Genomic DNA, 23,508 nt, shown 5'->3' on the forward strand with positions numbered 1-23,508 from the left:
GTTCGCAAACCTAGCATAAATATGGCAGCAAGTTTTGTAGAGGAAGGGATGCAACGATCGTGGCATTAATTGGACGTTTATTCTCCTTTTTATCCAGCGGGTGGTGGTAAATATAGAAGCGGCAGTGTCACTGCCGCATTGGTTATCTCAATTGTCGGTCGTGTTAGTGTGCTGGTTAACAACGATAAAGCGAGCGCTCTCCCATTATCTTGGGAAAACGCTCGCCGAATTTACACGTTTTTCTATTAACTATCGTTTTACCAAGGCAGCTCCGAGTCCATATGATAGAACTTGCCTGTCGGTCCGTCCGAAGGCAACGTGGCAAGCATTACGCTTGTCTTACCGCCATCTTCAAGATCCATATCAGCGTATTTTCCGCCCAGTGGAGTCTTCACCCAACCAGGGTAAGCAGAATTCACCTTGATTGGTGTATCCTTCAGCTCATGTGCAAGATGGGTCGTAAAGGTATTCATTGCCGCTTTCGAGGCATCGTAGGCTAGAAGCTTGACATCGTAAATTGGAGCAGCGGGATTGGAATGGAGGGTATTCGATCCAAGCGCACTGGATACATTAACAATTCTTCCGGCTGGAGCTTTACGAATCAATGGCAGCAGTAGCTGAGTTAATTCAACCATGCTGAAGAAATTGGCATCGAAGGTTTCACGTATAACGGCCTGCGAAACGGTACTTGTTTCATTAACGGGTGCAAGATCCTCAATCTCTATCTGTATCCCAGCATTATTAATCAACATATCAAGCTTACCGTACTGCCGTTCAAAGAAGTTGTAGGCAGCTTGAAGGTCTTCGGCTAGATTGACGTCCAATTTAATACTCTCCGCTTGGATTCCCTCCGAACGAAGTGTATCCGCAGCAGCTTTCCCTTTCTCCAAATCGCGTGACCCAATAACGACAGTGGCGCCAAGCTTACCTAATTGACGTGCCGTTTCCAATCCAATGCCGCGATTTCCTCCAGTTATAAAAGCAACTTTACCGTCCAGGTTTTTAGTCATTGTTAAATTCTCCTTTAAGATTTATTGTATACAGCCCTTTGACTGTTCTCGATTTAAAAAGAGAACGATCATTCTAAAATTGTTAAAAAAAATTAATCCAGCACTGCTAAAGTTGTGTTAATAATGCTTTCCAGCTTTTCTTTGTCTTCTGTCGTTTTAATCATTACACGCAATCCTACCCAAGCATTATGCAGATAGAGGGAAAGGCTCGCAGCATCATAATGTTCGGGGAATTCTCCCGTTTGCTGACCGCTCACCAGCAAATCATACAACAATTGCTCTGAAGCAAAAAACTGTTCATGAATTTTAACTGCCACTTCCGGATCGAGCAGTGACAATTCAACGGCCGCATTTACTGTTAAACAGCCCTTGGGTTGATTCTCTGCACAACTGACTACCATTTTAAACAATTGCCTGATGGCCTCTTTAGCAGAGCTTGAGTGATGAATGCGATTCGTAATATTTGAATTCAAAGTCGAATGATATCGGTTCAAGACATCCATAAATAACTGATGCTTGTCTCCGAACGTATCATACAAGCTTCTTCTGTGAATACCCATGCCGTCGACAAGCTCCTGTACGGAGGTTTTTTCGTAGCCTTGACGCCAGAATAAGTCCACTGCCTTGTCTAATACCGTGTTGATTTCAAACTCTTTGCTTCTCGCCATGATCATTCTCACGCCCTTTTGCTGCCTTGCCGTCTGTCCGCACATTCATATTAACATATTGAGAACGTTCGGTAAAGAATTAATTCAAATTGGTCTGCAGCCCGCAGCAGTGGTATCTATAACTTGAAAGTTCAAAAGACGGCCGAAGAGCAGGTATATCTTCAACTAATTGCTGATACTTGCGAATATCTTCACCGCTTTTTTGCAGTTCTTTTCGTAGCACTTTTCCCAATAAACCCGATAAGTATTTTGTTTGGAGAGGCTGCGTTTGAAGCAGCCTTTTTGTGCTGGCATGAGGCATAACGGTGACCTTCAGAGCATGAGTATAGACCGCTTTGCAGATATTTACCCGGTCGCCTGCAGTAATGCCCGCATTTTCCCTTACAGCGTTGTCAATTTGAACAAAGCCTTGCTCACTATTCTTCTGTTCTGCAATCACTCGAGCGAGGGCCTTTCGTTTGCCTTCCAGTTGAACAATATCATCGTTGCTGCATCCCAGACGTTCCATATCAGCATGGTCTACTCGGACAATACTGTAACCTGCATTCTTTGTGTCGGACTCCTTAACCTGAAGTGTTATTATCTCACTCATTGCATCACTCCCTAAGATGTTTATTCCATGGCGCCTGCAAGCTTAATGGGAATGGAAAATTCTCAATGACTTGATAAAACTTAAATGCAACCGCTTTGCATCTTTAATAAGAATTCTATCAATTCTATATAAGTTATTTCGAGAACGCCCAAAACCGACAAACGTAGATTTCGGCAGACGGCCACTTAAGGTCTCATAATATATCCGGTCATCTCCAATGTAACTTGTAAGTTGCTTACTAATCATTGATTCAAGCTTATCGGGAGAAAAATTCAATAAGACTTGTGCCAGGGCTCTGCCTGGTTGACCCGAGGAAAGAGGAAAATGTGAGAAGCGATAGGCAGCATTCGAGCCTGGCAGCCGTCTATAAGCTATCATCTCCGTGATAAATGAAGGGTCTCCTTCGAAAGCTGTACGTACTTTTTCGAAGACGTCCAGCGGCATGGTAAATATAGACCCTATTCCATTTATTGGTTTGAGTTCATAACCACCTTTCTGAAGAATACGAACAACAAAATCTGCACAGTTGTATTTATAAACATCATATTTACATATTCCCAAACGAAACTCTTCTTCAATCTTTGCTGCCTCATCGTGCATGCTTTGAAGTGATTTCTCTGAAATACCCTTGATTCGAAAACCTAGAGTATCCCGTGCATATGCCATTCCATAAGTGCTTGTATGCTCTTGATGGCAAGATGGAGGTAGAACACCAAATAAATAATTCGCTAAACTCAAGTGCTGGAGCAAAAACTCTTGTTCCGGGTATGCCTTGTGATTCGAACTGTATACAGTATCCCCAATGCGAATTGCGATGTGACCGAATGGATTTTCTCTAGCGATCCGCTCGTCATTTTTTGAAGTCGAATACGAAAGTAAAATTTCCATATCGGCTTGAGCATCGGTTTCAAGTTTTGCAAGAGCATTATTAACATTGCTTGCTGAATGGCCGTTTTCCAATCCGAATTCTGGCGGCGTATACCGAGCCTTAACTTCGGGATCAAGAAGAAAGTATGTTATTTTACTAATATCGTTGTTTTCCCGGAATTTTTGCTGTGCCGCCAACATGGTATTTTGCTTTTCCTGATCTGATAGAAGCTTTTGCACCTGAACTCCTATATGTTTGACATTTGAATTCAACTCGGCAAGCCCCAGCTTCGAGAATAACTCTGCGTTCTCCCTTTCATGTCCACTTATCACATTCAGTAAAACAGTCGGTTTTCCCAATTGAAAAGCCTCTGTTGGAGACAATCCCCCGGCTTTAGTGATGAATAGATCAGAAGCTTGAATGAAAGAAATCAGGTCACCTTGAGGAATGAACCCCAAAATTTCTAGCTTAATATTTTTTGGCAGGGTATGTTGAATTTTTTGTAGAGCCTTAAATTGTTTTTTGTTACGGCCACACACTGCGATTATTTGAATATGTTCTTCTGCTGCATTTGCAAGGCTCATAACAATACCGGGGAAGTCACCAATGCCTTCTTTACCGCTGGCTATTGTAATTGTCGTTACATCTGGGGAACAACCAATAGCGTTTAAACATTCTTTTGAATTACCCGGTTTATTCCAAGTGATGTCCACAGGCATACCCGAAGTTTCAATCAAATCCGGGAACACTCCGGCACTCAGCCAACGAGTCTCCAGCGAAGGATGGGCCAGGAAAGTTCGGTCAATCCGTTTAGAGATTCGAGGGAAATATCCCTCGAAATAATCAGTATGAAGCCAACCAATCTTAACATCAGGGAGCAAACCCTTTTCTCGGAGATTTCCCAATACCTGTGCAGCTCCGTAGTGTGTAGTCAGAATTGAATCAGGATTCTCTGTTAACAGATATTCATGTATTTTTTGTTCTGGATATTCATTCCGCAAATTTGATAGTGAACGGACGCTATTGCCTTGTTCCTGCCTGGTTTGAAACAAGCTATCAAATAGAGCTGGAAAGTTTTTGGCAACAAACCAATATAGTTTTTCGTCGACTACTCGTTCGACAGGTGCCATAAATTCGCGGATATCTTTTTGTAGTACGATAGCATGCGGATCATGCTTGCGGATTTCATTTTCAATAGAGCGTGCAGTACTTATATGTCCCTGTCCGATGGATGAATAAAACAAAATGATTTTCATTGTTCCACTCCTTAAAATTATTTGAACACAGCACAGCCATTAGCAGGATGGACATCCCGAATCTTTTGGAATCTTGGTTATCTGTTTGGAAAAACACAAAAGACCCAAAAACAGAGCGTGCTCCACTTATTTACAATGTTTAGGAAAGGTAGAATGCTAAATTCAAAGGCAGTACCATTTAACCACAAAAAACCAAAAAACACAATTGTACTTAGTCTCAGATTGACGAGAGAAGGAAGTGAGTGGTAATATTAAAACACACAAAAAACCAAAAAACAATAACTTTTGAGGTGTATTCATGCCACTTACGAAACGACGGTTACAGCTGTTGGGGCAACTGGTTGAATTGTATCAACGCACCAGCTTGCCTATTCACTATGAGACGCTGGCCCGTTCATTGGGAGTCAGTAAATGGACTGCCTATGACATGCTGAAGGAAATAGAAAAGCTCGGGTTTGTGACTCGTAGCTATGAAGTGAACTCAAAGGAAACTGGACGATCACAGGTAGTATTTTCTCCTACTGTCAAGGCGTCCGATCTGTTTAAGCAGAACCGGAGTGATTCCATTAATCAGGCGGACTGGGAGCAGACGAGGGTCCATATTCACAATCTGCTAAAGAGTGTAAAGAACGGCAATGTTAATGACCTAATCCGTAATATGATGAACGAAATTCCTTCAAAGGCATCCAGCATTGAGTTTTGCGGCTATATTCTCGGATTGCTGCTTGTCTATGTAAAGAAGCTTGGCGGTAAAACTGAAACGTTGATTCGTTTGGTGGTAAGTAAAACACCGAACAGCGAGAATGGAACTCTGATGTTTGTGGGGACGGTTCTCGGCACCATTATTCAGACCATCAATGACGAGCTTGGGAACGAATTTACAGAACTGGTATCGGAATTTCTCCGCACCATGGACCAGCTGTCAAGTCAGGACAGACGACTATTGTCAGTTATGCTGCACGAAGCTTTAGCTTGACAAAGCTTCTGCCTTTCGGAGTTTTTGGGTCTTTTATGTTTTTGAGGGGGGTTGGTTGTGAACCACTATGAGGAGTTTTATTACCAGCCTGCTGTCCGTTTCAATGTTAATATGAGTTTTCTAGGAAGAGCTTAAGTATCAGATTCGTATGGCAAAGTAAATAATCATATTAAAGGAGCTGAAAACGAATGAAAACAACGCTGGAAAAAGCGATGATGCTGGGGATTGGCATTGCGGCTGCGGGTAAGGAGCAAATTGAACTAACGGTGAGTGAATTGGTCAAAAAAGGAGAGGTGGGACGTCTGGAGGCCCAGGCACTTGCAGATAAGCTTATCCATCGCAAGGAAGAAGAAGAGCACCGAATGGAAACGCGGATTACCGAACGGGTTCAGGAGATATTATCGGAACATCACCTGGCAGTCTTGGGGGAGCTCGAGCAGCTAAAGCTTCGTGTGCTTGCACTTGAGCAAAATAAAGATATAAACAACTAACGGAGGTGCGGGATTGGGGGTGCAAAAAAAGTTCAGACAATTGCAGCGTTACCGGACGATCACTTCTATTCTTGTCCGTAGCGGATTCGGATTTTTGGTCGATAGTAACAGCGGAGAGGCCGCGGTTGCCGCTAATAATGCAATGGATTGGCCCAGCGCGGGCAAGCATATTCGCTTGCTCCTGGAAGAACTGGGCACTACGTTCATTAAACTGGGACAGCTGGCAAGCACCCGGCCGGATCTGGTTCCACAGTCCGTTTTGAAGGAGTTAGTCAAGCTTCAGGATGCAGTACCTCCGTTTCCGTTTGCCGATGTATCCAGAGTGATTGAAGAAGAATTAGGGGCCCCCATATCGCAGCTCTTTCGAACGTTTGAGTCATTACCGATGGCTTCCGCCTCGATCGGGCAGGTTCATCGCGCTGTTTTGAATGATGGCAAGGAAGTAGCGGTTAAAATTCAGCGGCCACAGCTGGCCACACTCGTTGAAACAGATCTGGATATTTTGGCTGGTCTGGCGCGGTTGGCAGACCGCCGGGGGAACTGGTCGGCCAGCTACAGCCTGACCGAGGTGGTGGAGGAACTGAGCCAGTGTCTGCTTGCTGAACTTGATTACAGGCAGGAGGCTGCTCATCTGGAACGCTTTGCCCGTGCGGCAGATGATATAAATTATGTGCGTATTCCGGCCGTTTACCGGCCGTATTCCAGCCAAAGGGTATTAACCATGGAATTTATCCAAGGTATACGACTATCGAATTTAGAGCAGCTCAAGGAGCAGGGCATACGGACAAGTGTAGTGGCTGAACGGATTGCAGGTACTATTTTTCAGCAAATACTCGTTGACGGTGTGTTTCATGCCGACCCCCATCCTGGAAATATTCTGGTTCTCCCCGGGGAAGAGATTGCGCTTTTGGATTTCGGGATGGTGGGAAGGTTATCCGCACATACACAAAAGCATTTTGCCACCTTTATTATTGCTTTACGGAACAGAAGCTCCAAGGGAGTGATGCGCGCCATTGAGCATCTGGGCATGATCCCTGAGGAAGTGGACCGGAAAAAGCTGTATATGGATGTAGAGGAGATGCGCACTAAATACTACGATGTTCCCCTTAAAGAAGTGCGTCTGGGAGATATGCTTAATGATTTGTTTGGTGTGGCGTATAAGCATGGAATTCGTGTTCCTTCCGAGTTGACCATGGTTGGGAAATCCATTCTCACTACAGAAGGTGTTGTTGCTGAGCTTGATCCGGACTTCAGTATGTTACATGTCGCAGAACCGATAGGGAGAAAGTTGTATATGGAACGCCTGAACCCCTGGAGCTTTCTGGAAAATATGTTCGAAGATATCCCGGAATACCTGCAGATTGTGAGTGAACTGCCTGGAACCATGAAACGCTTAACTGTAATGCTGAACAAGGGAAAGATACAAGTGGAGGTGGTTTCTCCACAGCTTGAGCAACTGGTGAAGAAACTGGACCGGATAAGCAATCAGATGTCCTTCAGTATTGTGATGCTTGCACTTAGCCTGGTGCTGCTTGGATTGATTATAGGTTCTTCCATCAGCGGGGCGCAAACGATACTCTGGCGGCTTCCGATGCTGGAAATCGGAATCGTGATCTCACTGTTGATGTTCACCTGGCTATTGTATGCTATCTTTCGTTCGGGCCGCTTCTAAATCACATCAACATTAGTTTTTTGTCTCTTGTGTAGTTTGAAGTCGTTTGCAAATGGGAGTTGGGCAGATGTGTGACCTTCACAATCCTCTTTGTAACACAGGGTCTTTAAATCCACCTGGAGGAATGTGGATTCAAAGACCCTGTTTGATTAAATTCCAAATGCGTTCGAACCTGTCCTGGTAGTCTGGGAAATTCCAGGATTCTTTAAAGGATGGGAGGCTAAACACCGCAAACGCGGAGAGAATCGCCTCTGCCCGTTCCAAGTGGGGATCGTGATAGTCCATGAAACCGTCAATAATTTGGTAGGAATCCCAGAGAACGTCACGTAATACCAGTGGATTGCTGTCTACATATTGCGTATTCAAGGCGAACATTTTGGGATTCTCGTTGTAGGCACGTTTTTTTGCGTTAGCAAATGCCCAAAGCCATTCGTGAAGTATTTCCTGCCGCGATGCCAAAGTAGTCATGTCTATGTTAATTTGTTCTGAGATCATCCGGTTGAACCAGCTCTTAGACACGGCTGCCCAGATCTCTTGTTTATTCTTAAAGTGTTTATAAAGCGCTGCGTGGGTGATACTTAATTCATCCGCAATTTGTGAGAGTGTCACTTCAGATTTTTCTGTGCGTTCAATTAATGCCTCCGCTGTTTCAATAATGAGCTCTTGTGTGATTTTAGACACAGTGCTACCAACCTTCCTTCTTCAAAAAATCCCGAAAATTCGTTTATACACCTGCCTGTATTTTAGCATACAAAATATCAAGTAACAATTGTTGACTTTTGTAACCTGTGGCATTATGCTTGTTGTGCGAGTTACAAAATTGAATAAATGTTACTTGATATTCAGCACATAGGAGGTCATTAATTATGAAAGCCGCACAGATTACCAAATACTCAAAAAAGTTCAAAGTAGAAGTCAACGATATTCCAATCCCGGACATTAGGGATAACGAAGTCTTGGTCAAGGTTAAGGCAGCGGCCGTTAATCATTTAGAACTACTTATCGGGACCGGGAGCGTGAAGCTAATCCAGGATTATGCTTTCCCATTGGTACTTGGCAATGAGCTGACAGGTGTTATTGAGAAGGTCGGTAAGAATGTTCAAGAATTTAAAGTTGGCGATGCCGTTTATTCACGTCTGCCGCTGCAAAAAATCGGTGCCTTTGCGGAATACGCGGCCATTAGTGCAGATGCCATCGCACATTTACCTGCTAATCTGGATTTTGTGACCGGTGCTGCTGCGCCATTAACAGGATTGACTGCCTATCAAGGATTACATGAAGAATTAGCTGCTAAAGCTGGGGAAAGCGTGTTTATCCCAGGTGGCTCTGGATCATTCGGCCAAATGGCCATTCCGATTGCCAAGAGTATGGGGCTTAAGGTTATCGTCAGCGGAAGTCCAAATGCCCGTGAACGGACTATGGCTGCTGGAGCAGACCAATATATCGATTACACGAAAGAGAACTATTGGGAACAGCTTCGTGATGTAGATTATGTGATGGACACGTTGGGACCCAGCGAATTTGATCATGAGCTTTCCATTATAAAAGCAGGCGGCCGCCTTCTTTCTCTGCGGACCGGTCCAAACAAACGTTTCGCCGAGACTATGGGTTTGTCAGGTTGGAAACAAAAGCTCTTCACTATAGCTGGAGCCAAGTATGATCACAAAGCCAAAAAGAAGAACATTCAATATCATTTCATTTTTGTTCGCAGTGATGGAGAACAATTACAGAAAATAACGAAGATTATTGAAGATAACGGGATTGTACCAGCGGTGGACCCTACAGTATTCCATATTGAAGATATTAACGAAGCACTAAAGCTTGTTGCTGCAGGTCATCCTAAAGGAAAGGTTATTATCCAATTTTAAGGAGAGCTCCCCATGAAGGCAAGTGAATGCCGCGATTGCTAAGATTGCGACAGGGCATAGCCAAGGGAAAGTTCTGTTGAATGTAGAAGATGGAGGTAACTAAATATGGCAGCTAACCATTCATATGTAGAAGCACCAAATTTAAGTATTAAGGCGGCTGATGGAACCCTTTTCGCGTACCGTGAACTAGGAGAGAAAACGGGTATCCCTGTTATCTTCTTCACTCATTTATCTGCTAATCTGGACAACTGGGACCCACGTGTAGTGGATGGTATTGCCAAAAAACATTGGGTCATTACATTTGATAATAAGGGTGTTGGACTTTCTAGCGGGAAAGTTCCAGATACGATTGAACAAATGGCAAAAGATGCGTTGATGTTCATTCATACAATGGGATTTGAGCAAATCGATATTTTGTCATTTTCGATGGGTGGTATGATTGCACAAGAGCTCTTGGCCATCGAACCAAGACTTGTTCGTAAACTTGTGTTGTCAGGAACTGGCCCGCGTGGTGGTAAAGGTATTGAAGATGTTACGAAGCTTTCTGATCGTGATCTGATACGTGCCATCTTCACGTTGAGAGATATTAAAACCTATTTATTCTTCACACGAACAAATAATGGAAAACAGAAAGCAAAAGAATTCTTGGTACGTATTAAAGAACGCAAAGAAGCGCGGGATAAGATGATTAGTATCAAAGGATATCGTAGACAACTTAAAGCCATCCACGAATGGGGAATGGCAAAACCTGCTGATTTGTCAGGAATTACGCAACCTACACTTGTAGTTAACGGTGACAATGACAGAATGGTACCCACACCAAACTCCTATGATTTGGCTCAACGGATTCCAAACAGCAAGCTCATTATTTATAAGGATTCCGGTCACGGCGGGATTTTTCAGAATCATGATAAATTTGTGAAATCTGCCATAGCCTTTTTTGGCAACTAACAATGAATAATGATAATGCCCAATCCAAAGATCGTAACTCTTTGCTTTCGTTCCCGTAAATGAGTTTTTCTGAATTACACTAAAAAATAGAGGTGAAATTAAAAGATGAGAAAAACGGTACTTATCACCGGAGTATCTGGCGGTATTGGTAAAGAATTAGCAGATCGTTTCGCCAAAGATGGATATGATTTGGTGCTGGTGGCGCGTAGTGAAAGTAAGCTTGTGGAGCTTGCGAAGGAATATAAGGACAAATATGATACCCGATCGACGATCATTGCCAAGGATGTGGCTTCGCACGGCGTGCCGGAAGAGATTTTTACGGACCTTAAGGAAAGAGGCATCATTGTCGACTATCTTGTCAATAATGCAGGGTTCGGTTTGTACGGGACATTTTTGGAGACGAATTTAGAGCAAGAGATGAATATGATTGACGTAAATATTAAGGCTCTAACGATTATGACGAAGCTCTTCGTGCCGGATATGGTCAAACGGAGCCAGGGAGGCGTGATGAATGTTGCTTCATTGGTGGCCTTTTTTCCGGGACCTATGATGTCCGTGTACTATGCAACGAAGGCGTATGTGCTGTCGTTCACCGAGGCTCTTGAAAATGAGCTGAGCGGAACGGGAGTCACTGTGACGGCACTATGTCCGGGACTGACATCAACCGGCTTTGTTGATCGTTCGGGTATGGGCGCTTCAAAGCTGTTCCAGAGTGGAGCTATTATGGAGGCTGGACAGGTAGCTGAGGAAGGGTATCGAGGTTTCTTAAACGGCAAGACACTCATAATGCCTGGGGCTCGCAACCGGTTAATGAAGATATTTCCACGATTCTTACCACGCAAAATGGTAACCCGCATAGTAAGAATGACTCAAAATAGAGCGGGGCATTAACATATTTTCTATACAGACAACTTAATGCAAAAGCTAGTTACAGCAGGTAATGAGAGTTTCTTCGAAAAAATACTTTACCGATCGTTCTAGAAATGATATGCTGGGTTCAGGTTAGATCTAACTGTTTTTTGATCATATTAGAATGATCGTTCTTAAATTAACTGACATTACATTCAAAAGGGAGAGAATAATATGAACTACACAGTGATTACAGGAGCAAGCTCAGGAATTGGATATGAAACGGCATTGGCGTTTGCTGCACGCGGCAAAAACCTTATTATTGTAGCTAGAAGATTGGAAAAATTAGAAGAGCTTAAATCAGCGGTTCTGAATGTGAATCCTAATCTGAATGTTGTTATTCGTACTAGTGATCTGTCGGACACCAAACAGGCTTATGCCCTCTATAACAATCTAAAGGAGTATCAGATTGAGACTTGGATTAACAATGCCGGGCTTGGTGAAGCTTCTTTAGTAGCGGATCAGAACCTGGATAAGGTTGAAACGATGCTGCGTGTTAACATTGAGACCCTAACCATTCTCTCTACATTATATGCACGTGATTATGCTGATGTAGAAGGAACTCAGTTAATTAACGTATCCTCCGCACTTGGGTATGCTATAGCTGTCGGCAGTGTCGCTTACTCTGCATCTAAATATTATGTGAGTGCCTTCACCGAAGGGCTTGCAAAGGAACTTGAGCTAAAGGGTGCGAAATTAAAAGCTAAGGTTCTGGCACCGGCAATTACCGAAACTGAATTTGTGAAGAAGTCAATTGGTGCCGAAGATTTTGACTATAAAGCAAACATGCCAAAGTACCACACTGCCAAACAAATGGCGGGTTTCATGGTCGAACTTCATGATAGCAATGAAGTGGTAGGGATTGTAGACCAGAACTATGACTTTAATCTGAGAGGTCAAATCTATCCAATCATCTCGGAATTTTAAATAAATAAATGATCCATATATATTTTATTGAAGAGGAGAATATCAGAATGGACAAATTATGGAGTACAACGAAAATCGGAAACCTGGAATTACCGCATCGCTTGGCAATGGCACCAATGACACGCAGCAGAGCAGAAGAAGATGGTACACCGGGAGAATTAAGCTCCCTGTATTATGCTCAAAGAGCATCGATGGGCCTCCTTATCACAGAAGGTGCACAACCATCCGATGACGGCCAAGGGTACTTGTGGTCGCCAGGCATCTATACTGAACAGCATATTGAAGGGTGGAAAAAGGTTACAGATGCAGTGCATAAGGCAGGCGGAACTATTTACATCCAATTAATGCATGCCGGCCGTATGTCGCATCCTGACAATACACCCCATCATCGTCAAGCCGTTGCTCCATCAGCAATCGCACCCGGTGCACAGATGTTTACAGCTACAGGAATGCAGGACATCCCGGTTCCGCGTGAGTTAAGCAATGAGGATATTCAAACGACTATTGCCGATTTCCGTAAAGCAGCAGCGGCAGCTATTGCAGCAGGAGCGGATGGTGTTGAAATTCACGGAGCTAATGGATATCTAATTAACCAGTTCATTGGAGAAAATTCGAATACCCGGACCGATGAGTATGGAGGCTCAATCGCGAATCGTGCACGCTTCGCGATTGAAGTCACGAAAGCTATTGTCCAAGAAATTGGAGCAGACAGAACGGGCTTCCGTATTTCGCCGGGGACACCTCTTGGCGGGATTCAGGATGGGGAGCAGGGTCCTGAGCTTTACCGCTACCTGACGCAAGAATTAGCTAAACTGAACTTGGCGTATCTGCATATTATGCACCTCGGCAACGAAGAATTGCTTCAAGACATCCGTACCCTCTGGAAGAACCCATTACTGGTTAACCGGGCTGGACGTGCTCTGGAAGAGCTAAGTACCGATCTGGATAAGGGTCTGGCTGATATCGTACCCGTCGGTGTATGGTCATTGGCTAATCCGGATTTCGTAGAACGGCTTAAAGCAGGTGCTCCATTGAATGAAGCAGATCCGGCAACCTTCTTCGGAATCGGCAGCAAGGGCTATACAGATTATCCTACGCTGAAAGAATTGGAAGCTCAGAAGGGCTAAGCATAGATTATATGATATAAATGGCGTACAACTTAAAATTGTGCGCCATTAATTGCTAATAAAGGGTGAATCTAAAATGAAAACAATGGTTATCATCGGTGCAGGACCAGGTCTGGGCTTCTCACTTGCCAAAATTTTTGGAAATCATGGATTCCGTATCGCTATGATTTCAAGAACACAGGAGAAGCTGAATCAATATGCTGAGCAGCTGGACGGGATGGGTATTAAAGCTCAGGGTTTTGCTGCTGACATTACAGACAAAATACAGCTTGCCAGGGCTTTTCAAGAAATTAAGAGTACATTCGGTAGAATAGATGTCATGGAGTATAGCCCGTATAGTGGTAGTGTGGCTACGACTTCTGTACTGGATACGACTGATGAGAGCGCACTGCAAATTTTCAACAATGTTGTCATTGGAGCCATTAATTCAGCAAGACAAGTCATCCCGGAGATGACTGAACGAGGTGAGGGGGCACTTCTTTTCACTAGCGATCTTTCAGCAATGAGTCCGAGCCCCATGTTTGGAAATTCAGGTATAGCTATGTCAGGTTTAAGAAACTATATTCTTAATTTACATGATCGTTTACATCCTTTAGGAGTATTCGTTGGACATCTGTCTATTAGTCCTCTAATCAAGAAAGGTACAGGTTTTGAACCTGATCAAGTCGCGGAAGCTTGGTACAATTTATATGAGAAAAGAACAGAGGCAGAGGAGACTTTTCCAAAGGGCATCATGCAATTTATTAACTAAACTAGAATGGTCATTCTAATTAGATAATCATTGCTTGAGGTGATTACATTGGGAAGAAACAAAGAATTTGAAATTAATGAAGTCTTAGATAAAGCGCTACAGCTGTTTTGGATGCAAGGTTTTGAAAAGCAAGAACCGGTAAAGGAATTAATCCGCAGATTTCTGGAGTCCTCAATAGAGAGAGACAGAGAACCTCTAGGATGCTTCATTGTTAATTCGGGTGTTGAACTGGGAGTACTGAATTCGGAAGTTGGATCTCTTGTTGAAGATAGCTATTCCAAAACAGAGGAGTTGTTATATCATCTCGTTCAGACTGGTCAACAAAGAGGGGAGCTTAGAGCATCACTGGAGCCGGAGGCCATTTCTTATTATCTCATGCACGCCTGGTTAGCTCTTCGTACGATGGTAAAAACAGCGACGGATCAAGGGGAATTACATTATTTGTATTATGATATGGTGACTCCAACTCCACCCCGGTGAAAAGCCGGATTTCTAAGTTGTCTGCAGCGGAAATGAAGGAACTTGCCGTCAAGGAAGCGGCTGTATTCATCTATACCTGAAGTATTTATTTGGTTTAAGCAAGTTCAATTTTTTAACTTTAATTGACATCGCATCGTGTCCACAACCTCAAAAGTTTTATAAGGCGAAACAGTAAGTAAAAGTTTACAGATTAATTAAAACAATATCCGGTAACAATACTGCAAAAAAGCGACTTGTCTGTGAGATGAGCTGCATGAAAAAAGAAACCTGAAGTCTCATAAAAGACTTAGGTTTCTCGTCAACCTGAGTGGTCTTTAGGACTACTTTTTATTTACTAATATTAAACCAACCTGGCATGGCTTGAATTACATTTGAAAGTTTTTCCGGAATATTAAGCTGATCGAGTTTCGAAATGTTCAACTCAGAGTCCACCTCGGCTTCACGTCCAGTTGCGATCTTTTCAACCCAGTTAGGATCTATAATTAACGCATGCCCAATGGCGACTAGCGGCAATCCTAATTCAACAGCTCTAAGAGCATCATCCGGTGTTACTATGGAACCAGCAGCCATCACAGGTACTTTACCGTTTGCTCTCTCAAGAATTAATTCAAGCCGTGTTTTCTCGTCTTGACTATCTACTGGCTTTGAAGACACATTATCTAATGAAGCATGAATATAATCTAAATCCTGTCCAACAAGGAGATCAATTAATTCATAGGTGTCTTTCATACGTAATCCATCCACTTTGTGAGATTCTTCAGGGGAAAGCCGGTATCCAATAATGAATGGTTTTGTAGCATGCTTTTCAATGACATTTTTGACTTCTTCAATAATTGCCAACGGAAAACGCAAGCGGTTTTCAAGTGATCCTCCCCATTGGTCCATTCGTTGATTTGTTGCTGGCGACCAAAAATTCTGTATTAAAAAACCATGAGCCCCATGGATTTCGATGCCATCAAATCCGGCTTCAATCGCTCGTCTTGTTGTGTCTCCAAAGGCACGTACAATCGACAAAATCTCCTCATGAGATAGTTCTCTTGTTTCTGGAGTTGAACCTAAATTAGTAACTTCGGGCTGCAATGCACTCGCACTAACTGCATCCAATCCAGGCAGGGCTTTATTTCCAGCATGGAAAATCTGTAGTATCGCAGGCGCGCCTCCACTTTTTGCTGCCTCAGCTAATCTTCGTAAACTTGGAGTGAATTCATCATTGTACCCCGCGAATTCATTCGTAAAGCCCTGCCCATTAGGTGTAACATGAGTACATCCTGTAATGACGAGTCCTACTCCATTCACTCTTTGTTTGTAATACTGTACTTCGTCATCCGAAACGGTAAGGTCGTCATCACTTGACCAGGTTGTCATGGGTGCCATAACAACTCTATTCTTCATTGTTATTCCGCTTCTGAAGGTGAAGGATTCAAATAATCGGCTATACTTCTGATTCATTTCATTACCTCGCTATCATAGTTTATGTTCTAATTCAGTATATTTGGTTCCTGTTACGGTAAGTAAAGGATTATTTCGATAACTTTAATATCTGAGTAAATATATAGAGGTCTGTTGTGTTCTTATTCTCTTTTATGGTATATCTTTAGTTACAGTAACTATAACTAAAGGGGATAAGTAGATGACGTATTCAATGACATATGTGGTGGAGAATTTTAATGTGTCTGCAAAGACACTTCGATTTTATGAAGAGCAAGGGATATTACCAAATATCTCTCGTGATGAAAAAGGACGTAGAGTGTATAGCGAACAACAAATCGATTGGCTTTCTTTTATTCGTTGCCTCAAAGAGACAGGAATGCCTCTTTTGAAAATAAAGGAATACAAGGAGCTCTATGAATTAGGCAATTCTACCTTTTTAGAAAGAGAAGAAATGTTAATTCAGCATAAATTGGATGTGCAGAAGAAGATGGATGAAAGCTTCAAACACTTGGAGGAAATAAATTATAAAATAGCTATGTACGACCTTCAAAAAGAAGATGTTATAAATAATCCCAATCATATTTTTAAATGTCACGGTTTAGAGGTTAAGGTAGCGAATTAACGGGGTGCGGGCTATTTGACGCTTAAGTAGGTTGTGAAATATAATCAAATCGGGACCAGAGCACAGAGCGGCAACAGGCGTTTACCCTCTCGTTGAATATATCCTGAAGGAGGATAATAGCCATGAGTAATGAAAGCTGTATACCGCCTGGCTTACAACAGAAGGACACTAACTTCGGCTATACCTTGTCTATTATTAGCGGTAAATATAAAATGACTATTCTCTACTATCTCTTTGAAAATAAGATCGTGCGGTTCAATGAACTGCAACGGGGCATCGGTACAATACCTTTTAAGACGTTAAGCGTAATGTTGAAAGAACTGGAAGCAGACTGTCTCGTCAGGCGTGAGGAATTTCCCCAGATTCCTCCTAAAGTCGAGTATTCATTGACCGAGAGAGGTCAATCACTTATTCCGGTGATGGATATGATGTGCACTTGGGGAGAGAAAAACTTTATTCCAGCCGAGCAAGGGAGAACAATACCGTTTCCGATTTAACGGCTTATGCTAAAAAAGCAGCATTTTCATTAATGGAAATGCTGCTTTTTTGCTCCAATTTACATATTTTCGATAAATTCAATATAGCTTTGTGAACTGATGTCCAATCTTTTTAAATAATCTGTACTTCCTACCGTCTCAATTTCCGTGCCATAGAAGGCATGAAAGGAACGATAATCAGCGTTGCAGTACAAAAAAGTCATCTCAAAGGGAGATAAAACACGGTCAAGCCCGTAATGGAATTTCCCATCTTCATTATAGTCTCTTTCACTTCCTCCGGCAGTTACAGCTAATGCGATTTTTCGATTTCTTAATTTATCACTCTTCGAGCCATATGCCCATCCGTAAGTAAATACTTCGTCCAGCCATTTTTTAAGCAGAGGTGGACTATTAAACCAATAGAGAGGGAATTGAAAGATGAGCTTATCATGCGCTTCAATCCGTTGTTGCTCCTTTTCCACGTTGATTTTTTCATCAGGATAGGCTTTGTGCAGATCGTGCACCGTATATTTGTCTGGATATTTACGGAGTTCTTCGATCCAGCGTTTATTAACGACGGATGTTTCAATGTTTGGGTGCGTGACAATAACGAGTGTTTTCAATGGTGTATCCTCCATGTTTGAATCAGATTTAGGACTTGAGTATACCTCGCATCATGATATGGCGGAAGTACGAACTTTTAGTTCATGTACTTACCTAAAGGTAAGCATAGCAACCTGCCTGCACGTATAATTGAGGCATAGGAATTGATTAATTATTAGGAATACAATGGAGAAAACTTATCCCAAAGGGTAGTGTTAAATGCTTTGAGTAGCTTAAAGGTATTTATGGGTGCCGCAGAGTGAAGGTTTGGTTAAAGCGTAACTATGCCATCTACGTGAATCATAGGCGTGTACAACGACACATGGGCGAACTAGGACTTCAAGTAGTTATTCGGAGGAAAAGCCGTATTAAAAGAGAGGCTGCAATGCAATTATTGACTGATGAAATTTATATAAGGAGGTTTGGAAAATAATGACCCAAACAGATGAAATTTTTTTATGGAAAAATGAAAACGTTGTAATTATGAAGAAAGGGTAGAGCTGTTTTTTGAGGGGAATAATTGGTTGGTACAGAACACGGCATGAATTTGTCTATGTCATTTCTGCTTTTATTCAGATCCATATTAGAGGATCGACTCTTTTAAAGAAAAGCGTCCCTTAGCTGAGCTTGAGAATGTGTATCTTCATCCGGAGAAGCCCAAGTATATGTTTACGGCGGCGGACAACATTCTATCTGTTTTCTCGACCAGCAAGCATGTTAATGAAACGGTCGCCTTTATTAATTGGGTCCGGGAAAGCCAGGAGAATTATGATTTGTTTACCTTTGGTGTGAAGGATGTGAACTACAAGCTGGTGGGAGACGCCATATCCTATGATGAGATAGCCCCGGATAAGCGGTATATGTCTTTTCAGTGGGCCTGGAACGATATCCGTTATGCCCGTTTCAGCAAGCATTTGTCCGAGGAATACAAGAATGAACTCCGCCACTGGGATAAGGATGCTGTGGCATCTCCCACGCTGGGCTTTGTCATCGACTTAAGCCCGATCAAGTCAGAGGTGGCCAAAGTGAATGTGCTTATACCTGAGTATCTTCCCCTTATGATACAATCTGTATAAAGCATGTTTATCAGTATATAAAAAGGAGTACGCCGCTGGTAATATACAGTGCGTACTCCTTTTGTCATTAACTAGACTTAATCATACTACCACTGTTTCCTTTACTTGATAGAATTGACTGTTATACAAGTCTGCATAGAACCCCCCCTGTTTCAGTAACCACTCGTGGGTGCCCTTTTCAATCACACTGCCATTATTCATTACCAGAATAAGATCGGCGTCTCGAATCGTAGATAATCGATGTGCAATTACGAAGCTTGTTCTACCTTTCATCAGCTCATTCATAGCTTTCTGAATGTAAATTTCAGTACGCGTATCTACGCTGCTCGTCGCTTCGTCCAAAATAAGAATCGACGGATTTGCAAGGATCGCCCTGGCAATCGTCAGGAGTTGCTTCTGACCATGAGAAATATTGGAGGCTTCTTCATTCAGAATCGTGTTATACCCATCCGGAAGGGTCCGAATGAAATGATCCGCATGGGCTGCTTTAGAAGCTGTTATGATCTCCTCTTCTGTAGCTCCTTCGCGGCCATAAGCGATATTATCTCGGATCGTACCATTAAAGAGCCAAGTGTCTTGAAGAACCATACCGAACTTACTGCGAAGGTCACTGCGCTTCATATCGGTGATATTCACACCATCAATCTTAATCGCCCCACTATTCAATTCATAGAAACGCATAAAAAGATTGATGAGTGTCGTCTTTCCTGCTCCTGTCGGCCCTACAATGGCAATGCTCTGTCCGGGCGACACATCAATGTTCATATCTTTGATAAGTAAGGAATCTTCTTTGTACCCAAAATCAACATGTTCAAATTGAACTGCGCCTCGAGGATACATAACCATTGTAGCATTCTGAATTTCTGGCACTTCTTCTTGCTCATCCAAGAGCTCAAATACACGTTCAGCACATGCTATTGTTGATTGAATGATGTTGGCAATGCTTGCTGTTTGAGCAATCGGTTGCGAGAATTGTCTCGTATACTGAATAAATGCTTGTACATCCCCGATGCTGATTCTTCCATTAGAGACAAAGATACCACCCACGACACACACAAATACATAACCTATATTACTAACGAAACTCATTAATGGCATAATCATTCCAGAAAGGAATTGGGCCTTCCAACCAGAAAGATACAAGTTCTCATTGATTTCTTCAAAATCCTTTAACGTTTGCTCTTCGAGTCCAAATGCCTTTACAATCTTATGTCCTGTGTACATTTCCTCGACGTGTCCATTCATATCACCCAGAGACTTTTGTTGTCCCTTAAAATACTTTTGTGATCGAGTAGCCACACCTTTTACAACAATTACACTTAGAGGTAAGGTGACTAGGGTAATAAGCGTCAACCATGGACTAATCGTCAGCATCATGATAATGACCCCGACAATGGTCACAACCGATGTAATCAGCTGGGCTAAACTTTGTTGTAGTGTTGTACTGATATTATCGACATCATTTGTAGCGCGACTAAGAATTTCGCCATGTGTCTGGGAATCGAAATACTTGAGCGGCAAGCGAGATAACTTACTATTAATTTGCGCCCGCATATCAAGTACAACTTTCTGAGCTACACCAGCCATCAGATACTGTTGTATATAACTGAATAGCGCACTGATGATATAAAAACCAGCCAGAATCAGCAAAATTTGAGTGATATAATGGAAATCTATTTTGGCATTTGGGACACCTTTACTCATTGCAATGATGCCTTCAAATAATTTAGTTGTTGCTTTCCCCAGAATTTTGGGGCTTACAATACTAAACATAGTACTTAGTATTGCCATCAATAAAATGAATATCAATGTAATCTTGCGAGGTTTTAGATACTGAATCAATCGCTTTAATGATCCCTTGAAGTTTTTAGCCTTCTCTCCGGGCATAATACTTGCCGGTCCACCTTGGCTGCGGCTTCGTCCAGCAGACTTGTTTTTTCTTTCCTTTTCACTCATGCGCTTTCCTCCTCTGACAACTGTGAGGATACAATCTCACGATACACGTCACAGGTATTCATTAACTCTCGATGTGTACCTATTCCAACAATGCCGCCATTATCCAACACGATAATTCGATCTGCATCCATCACGGTACTTACTCTCTGTGCTACTAAGAGTACCGTAGCATTCATAGTAACTTCTTTCAGGGCGGTACGAAGCTTTGCATCCGTCTTCATATCTAGTGCTGAGAAACTATCGTCAAATACATATACTTCTGGCTGTCTAACCAATGCACGAGCGATAGATAGCCGTTGTTTTTGACCGCCTGATACATTACCGCCACCTTGCGCAATCTCGGATTGGAATCCGTCCTTCATATTAGATATAAATTCGGTAGCCTGTGCAATGTCAGCCGCACGTTGAATCTCTTCATCAGTAGCATTTTTTTTACCGTAACGAATATTATCTGCAACAGTACCGGTGAAAAGCAATGACTTCTGGGGAACAAAACCAATCTTCTCCCGTAATTGTTCTTGAGAAAATTCTCGGACATCTACACCATCTATAAGCACTTTTCCGTTGTCTACATCATAAAAGCGCGGGATAAGACTCAACAGTGTGGATTTACCTGATCCGGTGCCGCCAATAATTGCAGTTGTCTCACCCGGTCCGGCATCAAAGGAAATGTTAGAAATTGCTGGTTGCTCTGCACCAGGATAATGGAATGTTACGTCTTTAAATGAGAGGTAGCCCCTTTGAAGGTTGGCTTGTTTAGGTTGTGAGGGGTCATTAATTTCCGGTGCCATATCGAATACCTCATTAATCCGAATAGCCGAAGCAGAAGCTTTTGGAAGGATAACAAAGATAACAGATACCATGATGAGCGAGAATATAATTTGTGCCGAGTATTGAATAAATGCCATTAAAGATCCCACTTGCATATCGCCGTTACTTATACGAATCCCGCCAAACCAGACAATGGCAATGGTTGAGAAATTCATAACCAACATCATGATTGGCATCATACCTGCCATAATTTTATTTACTTTAACCGCTGTGTTTGTTAAATCTACATTGGCATCTTCAAAGCGCTTGGTCTCATGTTCAGTACGATTGAATGAGCGAATCACTCGCATTCCTGTAAGATTCTCACGTAAAACGCGGTTCAACGTATCTAACTTTACCTGCATAGATTTAAATAGTGGAAGTCCCCTCAGCGCTATAATCGCAATAGCTGCAACTAGTACAGGTATGATGACCACAATAACAAGCGATAACTCAGCATCTTTATTTACGGCCATGATCATACCGCCAATACACATCATCGGTGCACTGATCAACATACGAAGAAGCATAATGAGCACTTGCTGAACTTGATAGATATCATTTGTGCTTCGGGTAATCAGAGATGCAGTACCAAACGTATCGAACTCCTGCAGGGAGAAATTCTGTACATGACGGTACATTTTACTCCGTAATTTTTGGCCGAATCTTATAGCCACACGTGCAGAGCAATAACTTACTCCAATCGAACAAACCGCTCCAATGGCTGCAAATAATAACATCATACCGCCAATTTTCCAGATATACGGGATATCACCGTTAATGATCCCTTTATCTACGATGTCCGCCATTAGTGTAGGTAAGTACAAGTCTGATAAGGACTGCATAAAGACCAACGCGAACACCACTAGGATCGGAAGCCGAAAGGGCTTCAAATACCTAAATAATTTCATCATATTATTCATCCCCATTTTCAGTCAGACTCACGTTTATATGCTCAAAACAATTATGAGCTTTAGTGAGAAAACCTGCTAGTTTATCGCTTTCTTATTCACCTAAGAATTGAATTTATCTGTTAAATGAAGTTTCTGTAAACGGTCACTTTTCTTGCGTAGTTCTTTAAGAACCGCTCTTCATCTCTAATTTCTTATGTATTTGTGTATCTTTCGGAGCTATGACACCTAGCATTTTACTAATCTCAGAACTTTAAAACCTGCTGATTTAGCCACCCCCTCCTCATTAAGCAGAGCATAAGCAACATTCTTTGGGTTTGACAGCCTTAATATGCACGGCGTCTAAACTCAGCTTTATTAAATCTCTTTATGGCTATGGAAATAAATAACTTCTCAGCATTTGCCATTACGAAAGTGTGTTCACCTCTTAGTCATTTTATATTTCGGTACTAATGTAGTATAATTTCAATCTGAATAAAATGTCAATATTTGTCTGGAATTTAAAATAAAAACCAAAAATACATTTTTAAAGGTAGGGAGATTCCGTCAGTGTAAGGGTTTTTGTGGAATCAATCAACTATTAATTGAATTATGTGGTATTTTATCAAAAAAAGTAATTTGATGGATTTACTCCTTCTGTTATTTTATGGTATGATTATGGCGTTATATAGAGATTAAGTAAAAATAATACATCTAATGGCTTTATTATACAAAAATGAACTTAATGCAGCTGTTGATATCTTCGCTAAATAAATACTATTCAAACGTTAGGTTTGGTCTACATCGACGACGTTGGATTATATTGCAGTGAAGCGTGAAACAGTCTCCAAGGAGGATGTATATCTGAGTTGATTGATTCATTTACATAAAATACTGATGTTATCAGAAATCATAAGAAGTATAAAATCATCAGAATAGTTGATGGGAATTACATATTATTGTTTCGTTGAAGTGACTTCGTTATAACCAAACTTGGTTTATCCAGATAAGTCACTTTTTTTGATGAGCTTATTCCTGGGATTATTTTGCAATCAGACAGCTTGTGAAAGTTTGTTCATTAGGTGAGCTATAAGTATA

General features: G+C 42.0%; 23 protein-coding genes. 14 read left to right on the forward strand and 9 right to left on the reverse strand.

Annotated features, from left to right (window positions below):
* Nucleotides 1-257 precede the first annotated feature (257 nt).
* From R70331_RS06980 to R70331_RS06995, 4 genes are all read right to left on the reverse strand, one after another.
* The gene (locus R70331_RS06980; protein WP_042174028.1) at nucleotides 258-1,010 is read right to left on the reverse strand and encodes an SDR family oxidoreductase; all 753 of its coding nucleotides are present in this window, start codon (nucleotides 1,008-1,010) and stop codon (nucleotides 258-260) included.
* Between the two features lie 92 nt (nucleotides 1,011-1,102).
* A complete protein-coding gene (locus R70331_RS06985; RefSeq protein WP_042182301.1) occupies nucleotides 1,103-1,678 on the reverse strand; it encodes a TetR/AcrR family transcriptional regulator in 576 nt (191 codons plus the stop codon).
* Nucleotides 1,679-1,757: 79 nt separating this feature from the next.
* Nucleotides 1,758-2,270 carry a hypothetical protein gene (locus R70331_RS06990; protein WP_042174030.1) on the reverse strand — a complete coding sequence of 171 codons (513 nt, stop codon included), beginning with the start codon at nucleotides 2,268-2,270 and terminating at the stop codon, nucleotides 1,758-1,760.
* 42 nt (nucleotides 2,271-2,312) lie between these two features.
* Nucleotides 2,313-4,394: an MGDG synthase family glycosyltransferase gene (locus tag R70331_RS06995; RefSeq protein WP_052418957.1), complete on the reverse strand. Its 2,082-nt coding sequence runs from the start codon at nucleotides 4,392-4,394 to the stop codon at nucleotides 2,313-2,315.
* Nucleotides 4,395-4,692: 298 nt separating this feature from the next.
* Between R70331_RS06995 and R70331_RS07000 the strand changes: the two genes are divergently transcribed.
* The 3 genes from R70331_RS07000 (at nucleotide 4,693) to R70331_RS07010 (ending at nucleotide 7,533) form a co-directional block, all read left to right on the forward strand.
* The gene (locus R70331_RS07000; RefSeq protein WP_042174032.1) at nucleotides 4,693-5,370 is read left to right on the forward strand and encodes a LexA family transcriptional regulator; all 678 of its coding nucleotides are present in this window, start codon (nucleotides 4,693-4,695) and stop codon (nucleotides 5,368-5,370) included.
* A gap of 188 nt (nucleotides 5,371-5,558) precedes the next feature.
* Nucleotides 5,559-5,861 (forward strand): phasin family protein, encoded by a 303-nt coding sequence (locus tag R70331_RS07005; RefSeq protein WP_042174034.1) that lies wholly within the window; start codon nucleotides 5,559-5,561, stop codon nucleotides 5,859-5,861.
* A 19-nt stretch (nucleotides 5,862-5,880) separates the two neighbouring features.
* Entirely contained in the window at nucleotides 5,881-7,533 is a 1,653-nt protein-coding gene (locus R70331_RS07010) for an ABC1 kinase family protein (protein ID WP_231576489.1), read from the forward strand.
* Between the two features lie 132 nt (nucleotides 7,534-7,665).
* On the opposite strand, the gene R70331_RS07015 is transcribed toward R70331_RS07010, so the two are convergent.
* A complete protein-coding gene (locus tag R70331_RS07015) occupies nucleotides 7,666-8,214 on the reverse strand; it encodes a TetR/AcrR family transcriptional regulator (RefSeq protein WP_042174038.1) in 549 nt (182 codons plus the stop codon).
* 185 nt (nucleotides 8,215-8,399) lie between these two features.
* On the opposite strand from R70331_RS07015, the gene R70331_RS07020 reads away from it, so the two are divergent.
* The 7 genes from R70331_RS07020 (at nucleotide 8,400) to R70331_RS07050 (ending at nucleotide 14,546) form a co-directional block, all read left to right on the forward strand.
* Entirely contained in the window at nucleotides 8,400-9,401 is a 1,002-nt protein-coding gene (locus tag R70331_RS07020) for an NADP-dependent oxidoreductase (RefSeq protein ID WP_042174040.1), read from the forward strand.
* A 105-nt stretch (nucleotides 9,402-9,506) separates the two neighbouring features.
* The gene (locus R70331_RS07025) at nucleotides 9,507-10,352 is read left to right on the forward strand and encodes an alpha/beta fold hydrolase (RefSeq protein ID WP_042174042.1); all 846 of its coding nucleotides are present in this window, start codon (nucleotides 9,507-9,509) and stop codon (nucleotides 10,350-10,352) included.
* Nucleotides 10,353-10,457: 105 nt separating this feature from the next.
* Nucleotides 10,458-11,243 carry an SDR family NAD(P)-dependent oxidoreductase gene (locus tag R70331_RS07030; protein ID WP_042174043.1) on the forward strand — a complete coding sequence of 262 codons (786 nt, stop codon included), beginning with the start codon at nucleotides 10,458-10,460 and terminating at the stop codon, nucleotides 11,241-11,243.
* Nucleotides 11,244-11,435: 192 nt separating this feature from the next.
* A complete protein-coding gene (locus tag R70331_RS07035; protein ID WP_042174045.1) occupies nucleotides 11,436-12,188 on the forward strand; it encodes an SDR family NAD(P)-dependent oxidoreductase in 753 nt (250 codons plus the stop codon).
* Between the two features lie 47 nt (nucleotides 12,189-12,235).
* The gene (locus R70331_RS07040; RefSeq protein ID WP_042174046.1) at nucleotides 12,236-13,315 is read left to right on the forward strand and encodes an alkene reductase; all 1,080 of its coding nucleotides are present in this window, start codon (nucleotides 12,236-12,238) and stop codon (nucleotides 13,313-13,315) included.
* 76 nt (nucleotides 13,316-13,391) lie between these two features.
* Nucleotides 13,392-14,066, forward strand: coding sequence for an SDR family NAD(P)-dependent oxidoreductase (locus tag R70331_RS07045; protein ID WP_042174047.1), 675 nt, complete (start codon nucleotides 13,392-13,394; stop codon nucleotides 14,064-14,066).
* Between the two features lie 39 nt (nucleotides 14,067-14,105).
* Nucleotides 14,106-14,546, forward strand: a complete 441-nt coding sequence (locus R70331_RS07050; protein WP_231576490.1) for a TetR family transcriptional regulator C-terminal domain-containing protein — start codon at nucleotides 14,106-14,108, stop codon at nucleotides 14,544-14,546.
* Between the two features lie 327 nt (nucleotides 14,547-14,873).
* Here the strand turns inward: R70331_RS07050 and R70331_RS07055 are convergent, their stop codons facing one another.
* Nucleotides 14,874-15,995, reverse strand: coding sequence for an NADH-dependent flavin oxidoreductase (locus tag R70331_RS07055; protein ID WP_042174050.1), 1,122 nt, complete (start codon nucleotides 15,993-15,995; stop codon nucleotides 14,874-14,876).
* Between the two features lie 181 nt (nucleotides 15,996-16,176).
* Between R70331_RS07055 and R70331_RS07060 the strand changes: the two genes are divergently transcribed.
* Both R70331_RS07060 and R70331_RS07065 read left to right on the forward strand, forming a co-directional pair.
* Entirely contained in the window at nucleotides 16,177-16,599 is a 423-nt protein-coding gene (locus R70331_RS07060) for a MerR family transcriptional regulator (RefSeq protein ID WP_042174052.1), read from the forward strand.
* 122 nt (nucleotides 16,600-16,721) lie between these two features.
* The gene (locus tag R70331_RS07065; protein ID WP_042174054.1) at nucleotides 16,722-17,096 is read left to right on the forward strand and encodes a winged helix-turn-helix transcriptional regulator; all 375 of its coding nucleotides are present in this window, start codon (nucleotides 16,722-16,724) and stop codon (nucleotides 17,094-17,096) included.
* Nucleotides 17,097-17,155: 59 nt separating this feature from the next.
* Here the strand turns inward: R70331_RS07065 and R70331_RS07070 are convergent, their stop codons facing one another.
* A complete protein-coding gene (locus R70331_RS07070; RefSeq protein WP_042174056.1) occupies nucleotides 17,156-17,698 on the reverse strand; it encodes an NAD(P)H-dependent oxidoreductase in 543 nt (180 codons plus the stop codon).
* 221 nt (nucleotides 17,699-17,919) lie between these two features.
* Here R70331_RS07070 and R70331_RS32455 point away from each other — a divergent pair, with 221 nt between their 5' ends.
* Complete coding sequence (locus R70331_RS32455; RefSeq protein ID WP_081947517.1) at nucleotides 17,920-18,111, forward strand: IS3 family transposase; 192 nt, start codon at nucleotides 17,920-17,922, stop codon at nucleotides 18,109-18,111.
* 232 nt (nucleotides 18,112-18,343) lie between these two features.
* The gene (locus R70331_RS07075; RefSeq protein WP_042174058.1) at nucleotides 18,344-18,754 is read left to right on the forward strand and encodes a DUF3502 domain-containing protein; all 411 of its coding nucleotides are present in this window, start codon (nucleotides 18,344-18,346) and stop codon (nucleotides 18,752-18,754) included.
* Nucleotides 18,755-18,835: 81 nt separating this feature from the next.
* Here R70331_RS07075 and R70331_RS07080 read toward each other — a convergent pair whose 3' ends face one another.
* Together R70331_RS07080 and R70331_RS07085 are read right to left on the reverse strand one after the other, a co-directional pair.
* Nucleotides 18,836-20,710 (reverse strand): ABC transporter ATP-binding protein, encoded by a 1,875-nt coding sequence (locus tag R70331_RS07080; protein WP_042174060.1) that lies wholly within the window; start codon nucleotides 20,708-20,710, stop codon nucleotides 18,836-18,838.
* On the reverse strand, nucleotides 20,707-22,434 hold the full coding sequence (locus R70331_RS07085; protein ID WP_042174062.1) for an ABC transporter ATP-binding protein: 1,728 nt from the start codon (nucleotides 22,432-22,434) through the stop codon (nucleotides 20,707-20,709). The genes R70331_RS07080 and R70331_RS07085 overlap by 4 nt, the downstream gene beginning before the upstream one ends.
* Nucleotides 22,435-23,508: the final 1,074 nt, after the last annotated feature.

The sequence above is a fragment of the Paenibacillus sp. FSL R7-0331 genome (genome assembly GCF_000758645.1).
Taxonomy (GTDB): Bacteria; Bacillota; Bacilli; order Paenibacillales; family Paenibacillaceae; genus Paenibacillus_AQ; species Paenibacillus_AQ camerounensis.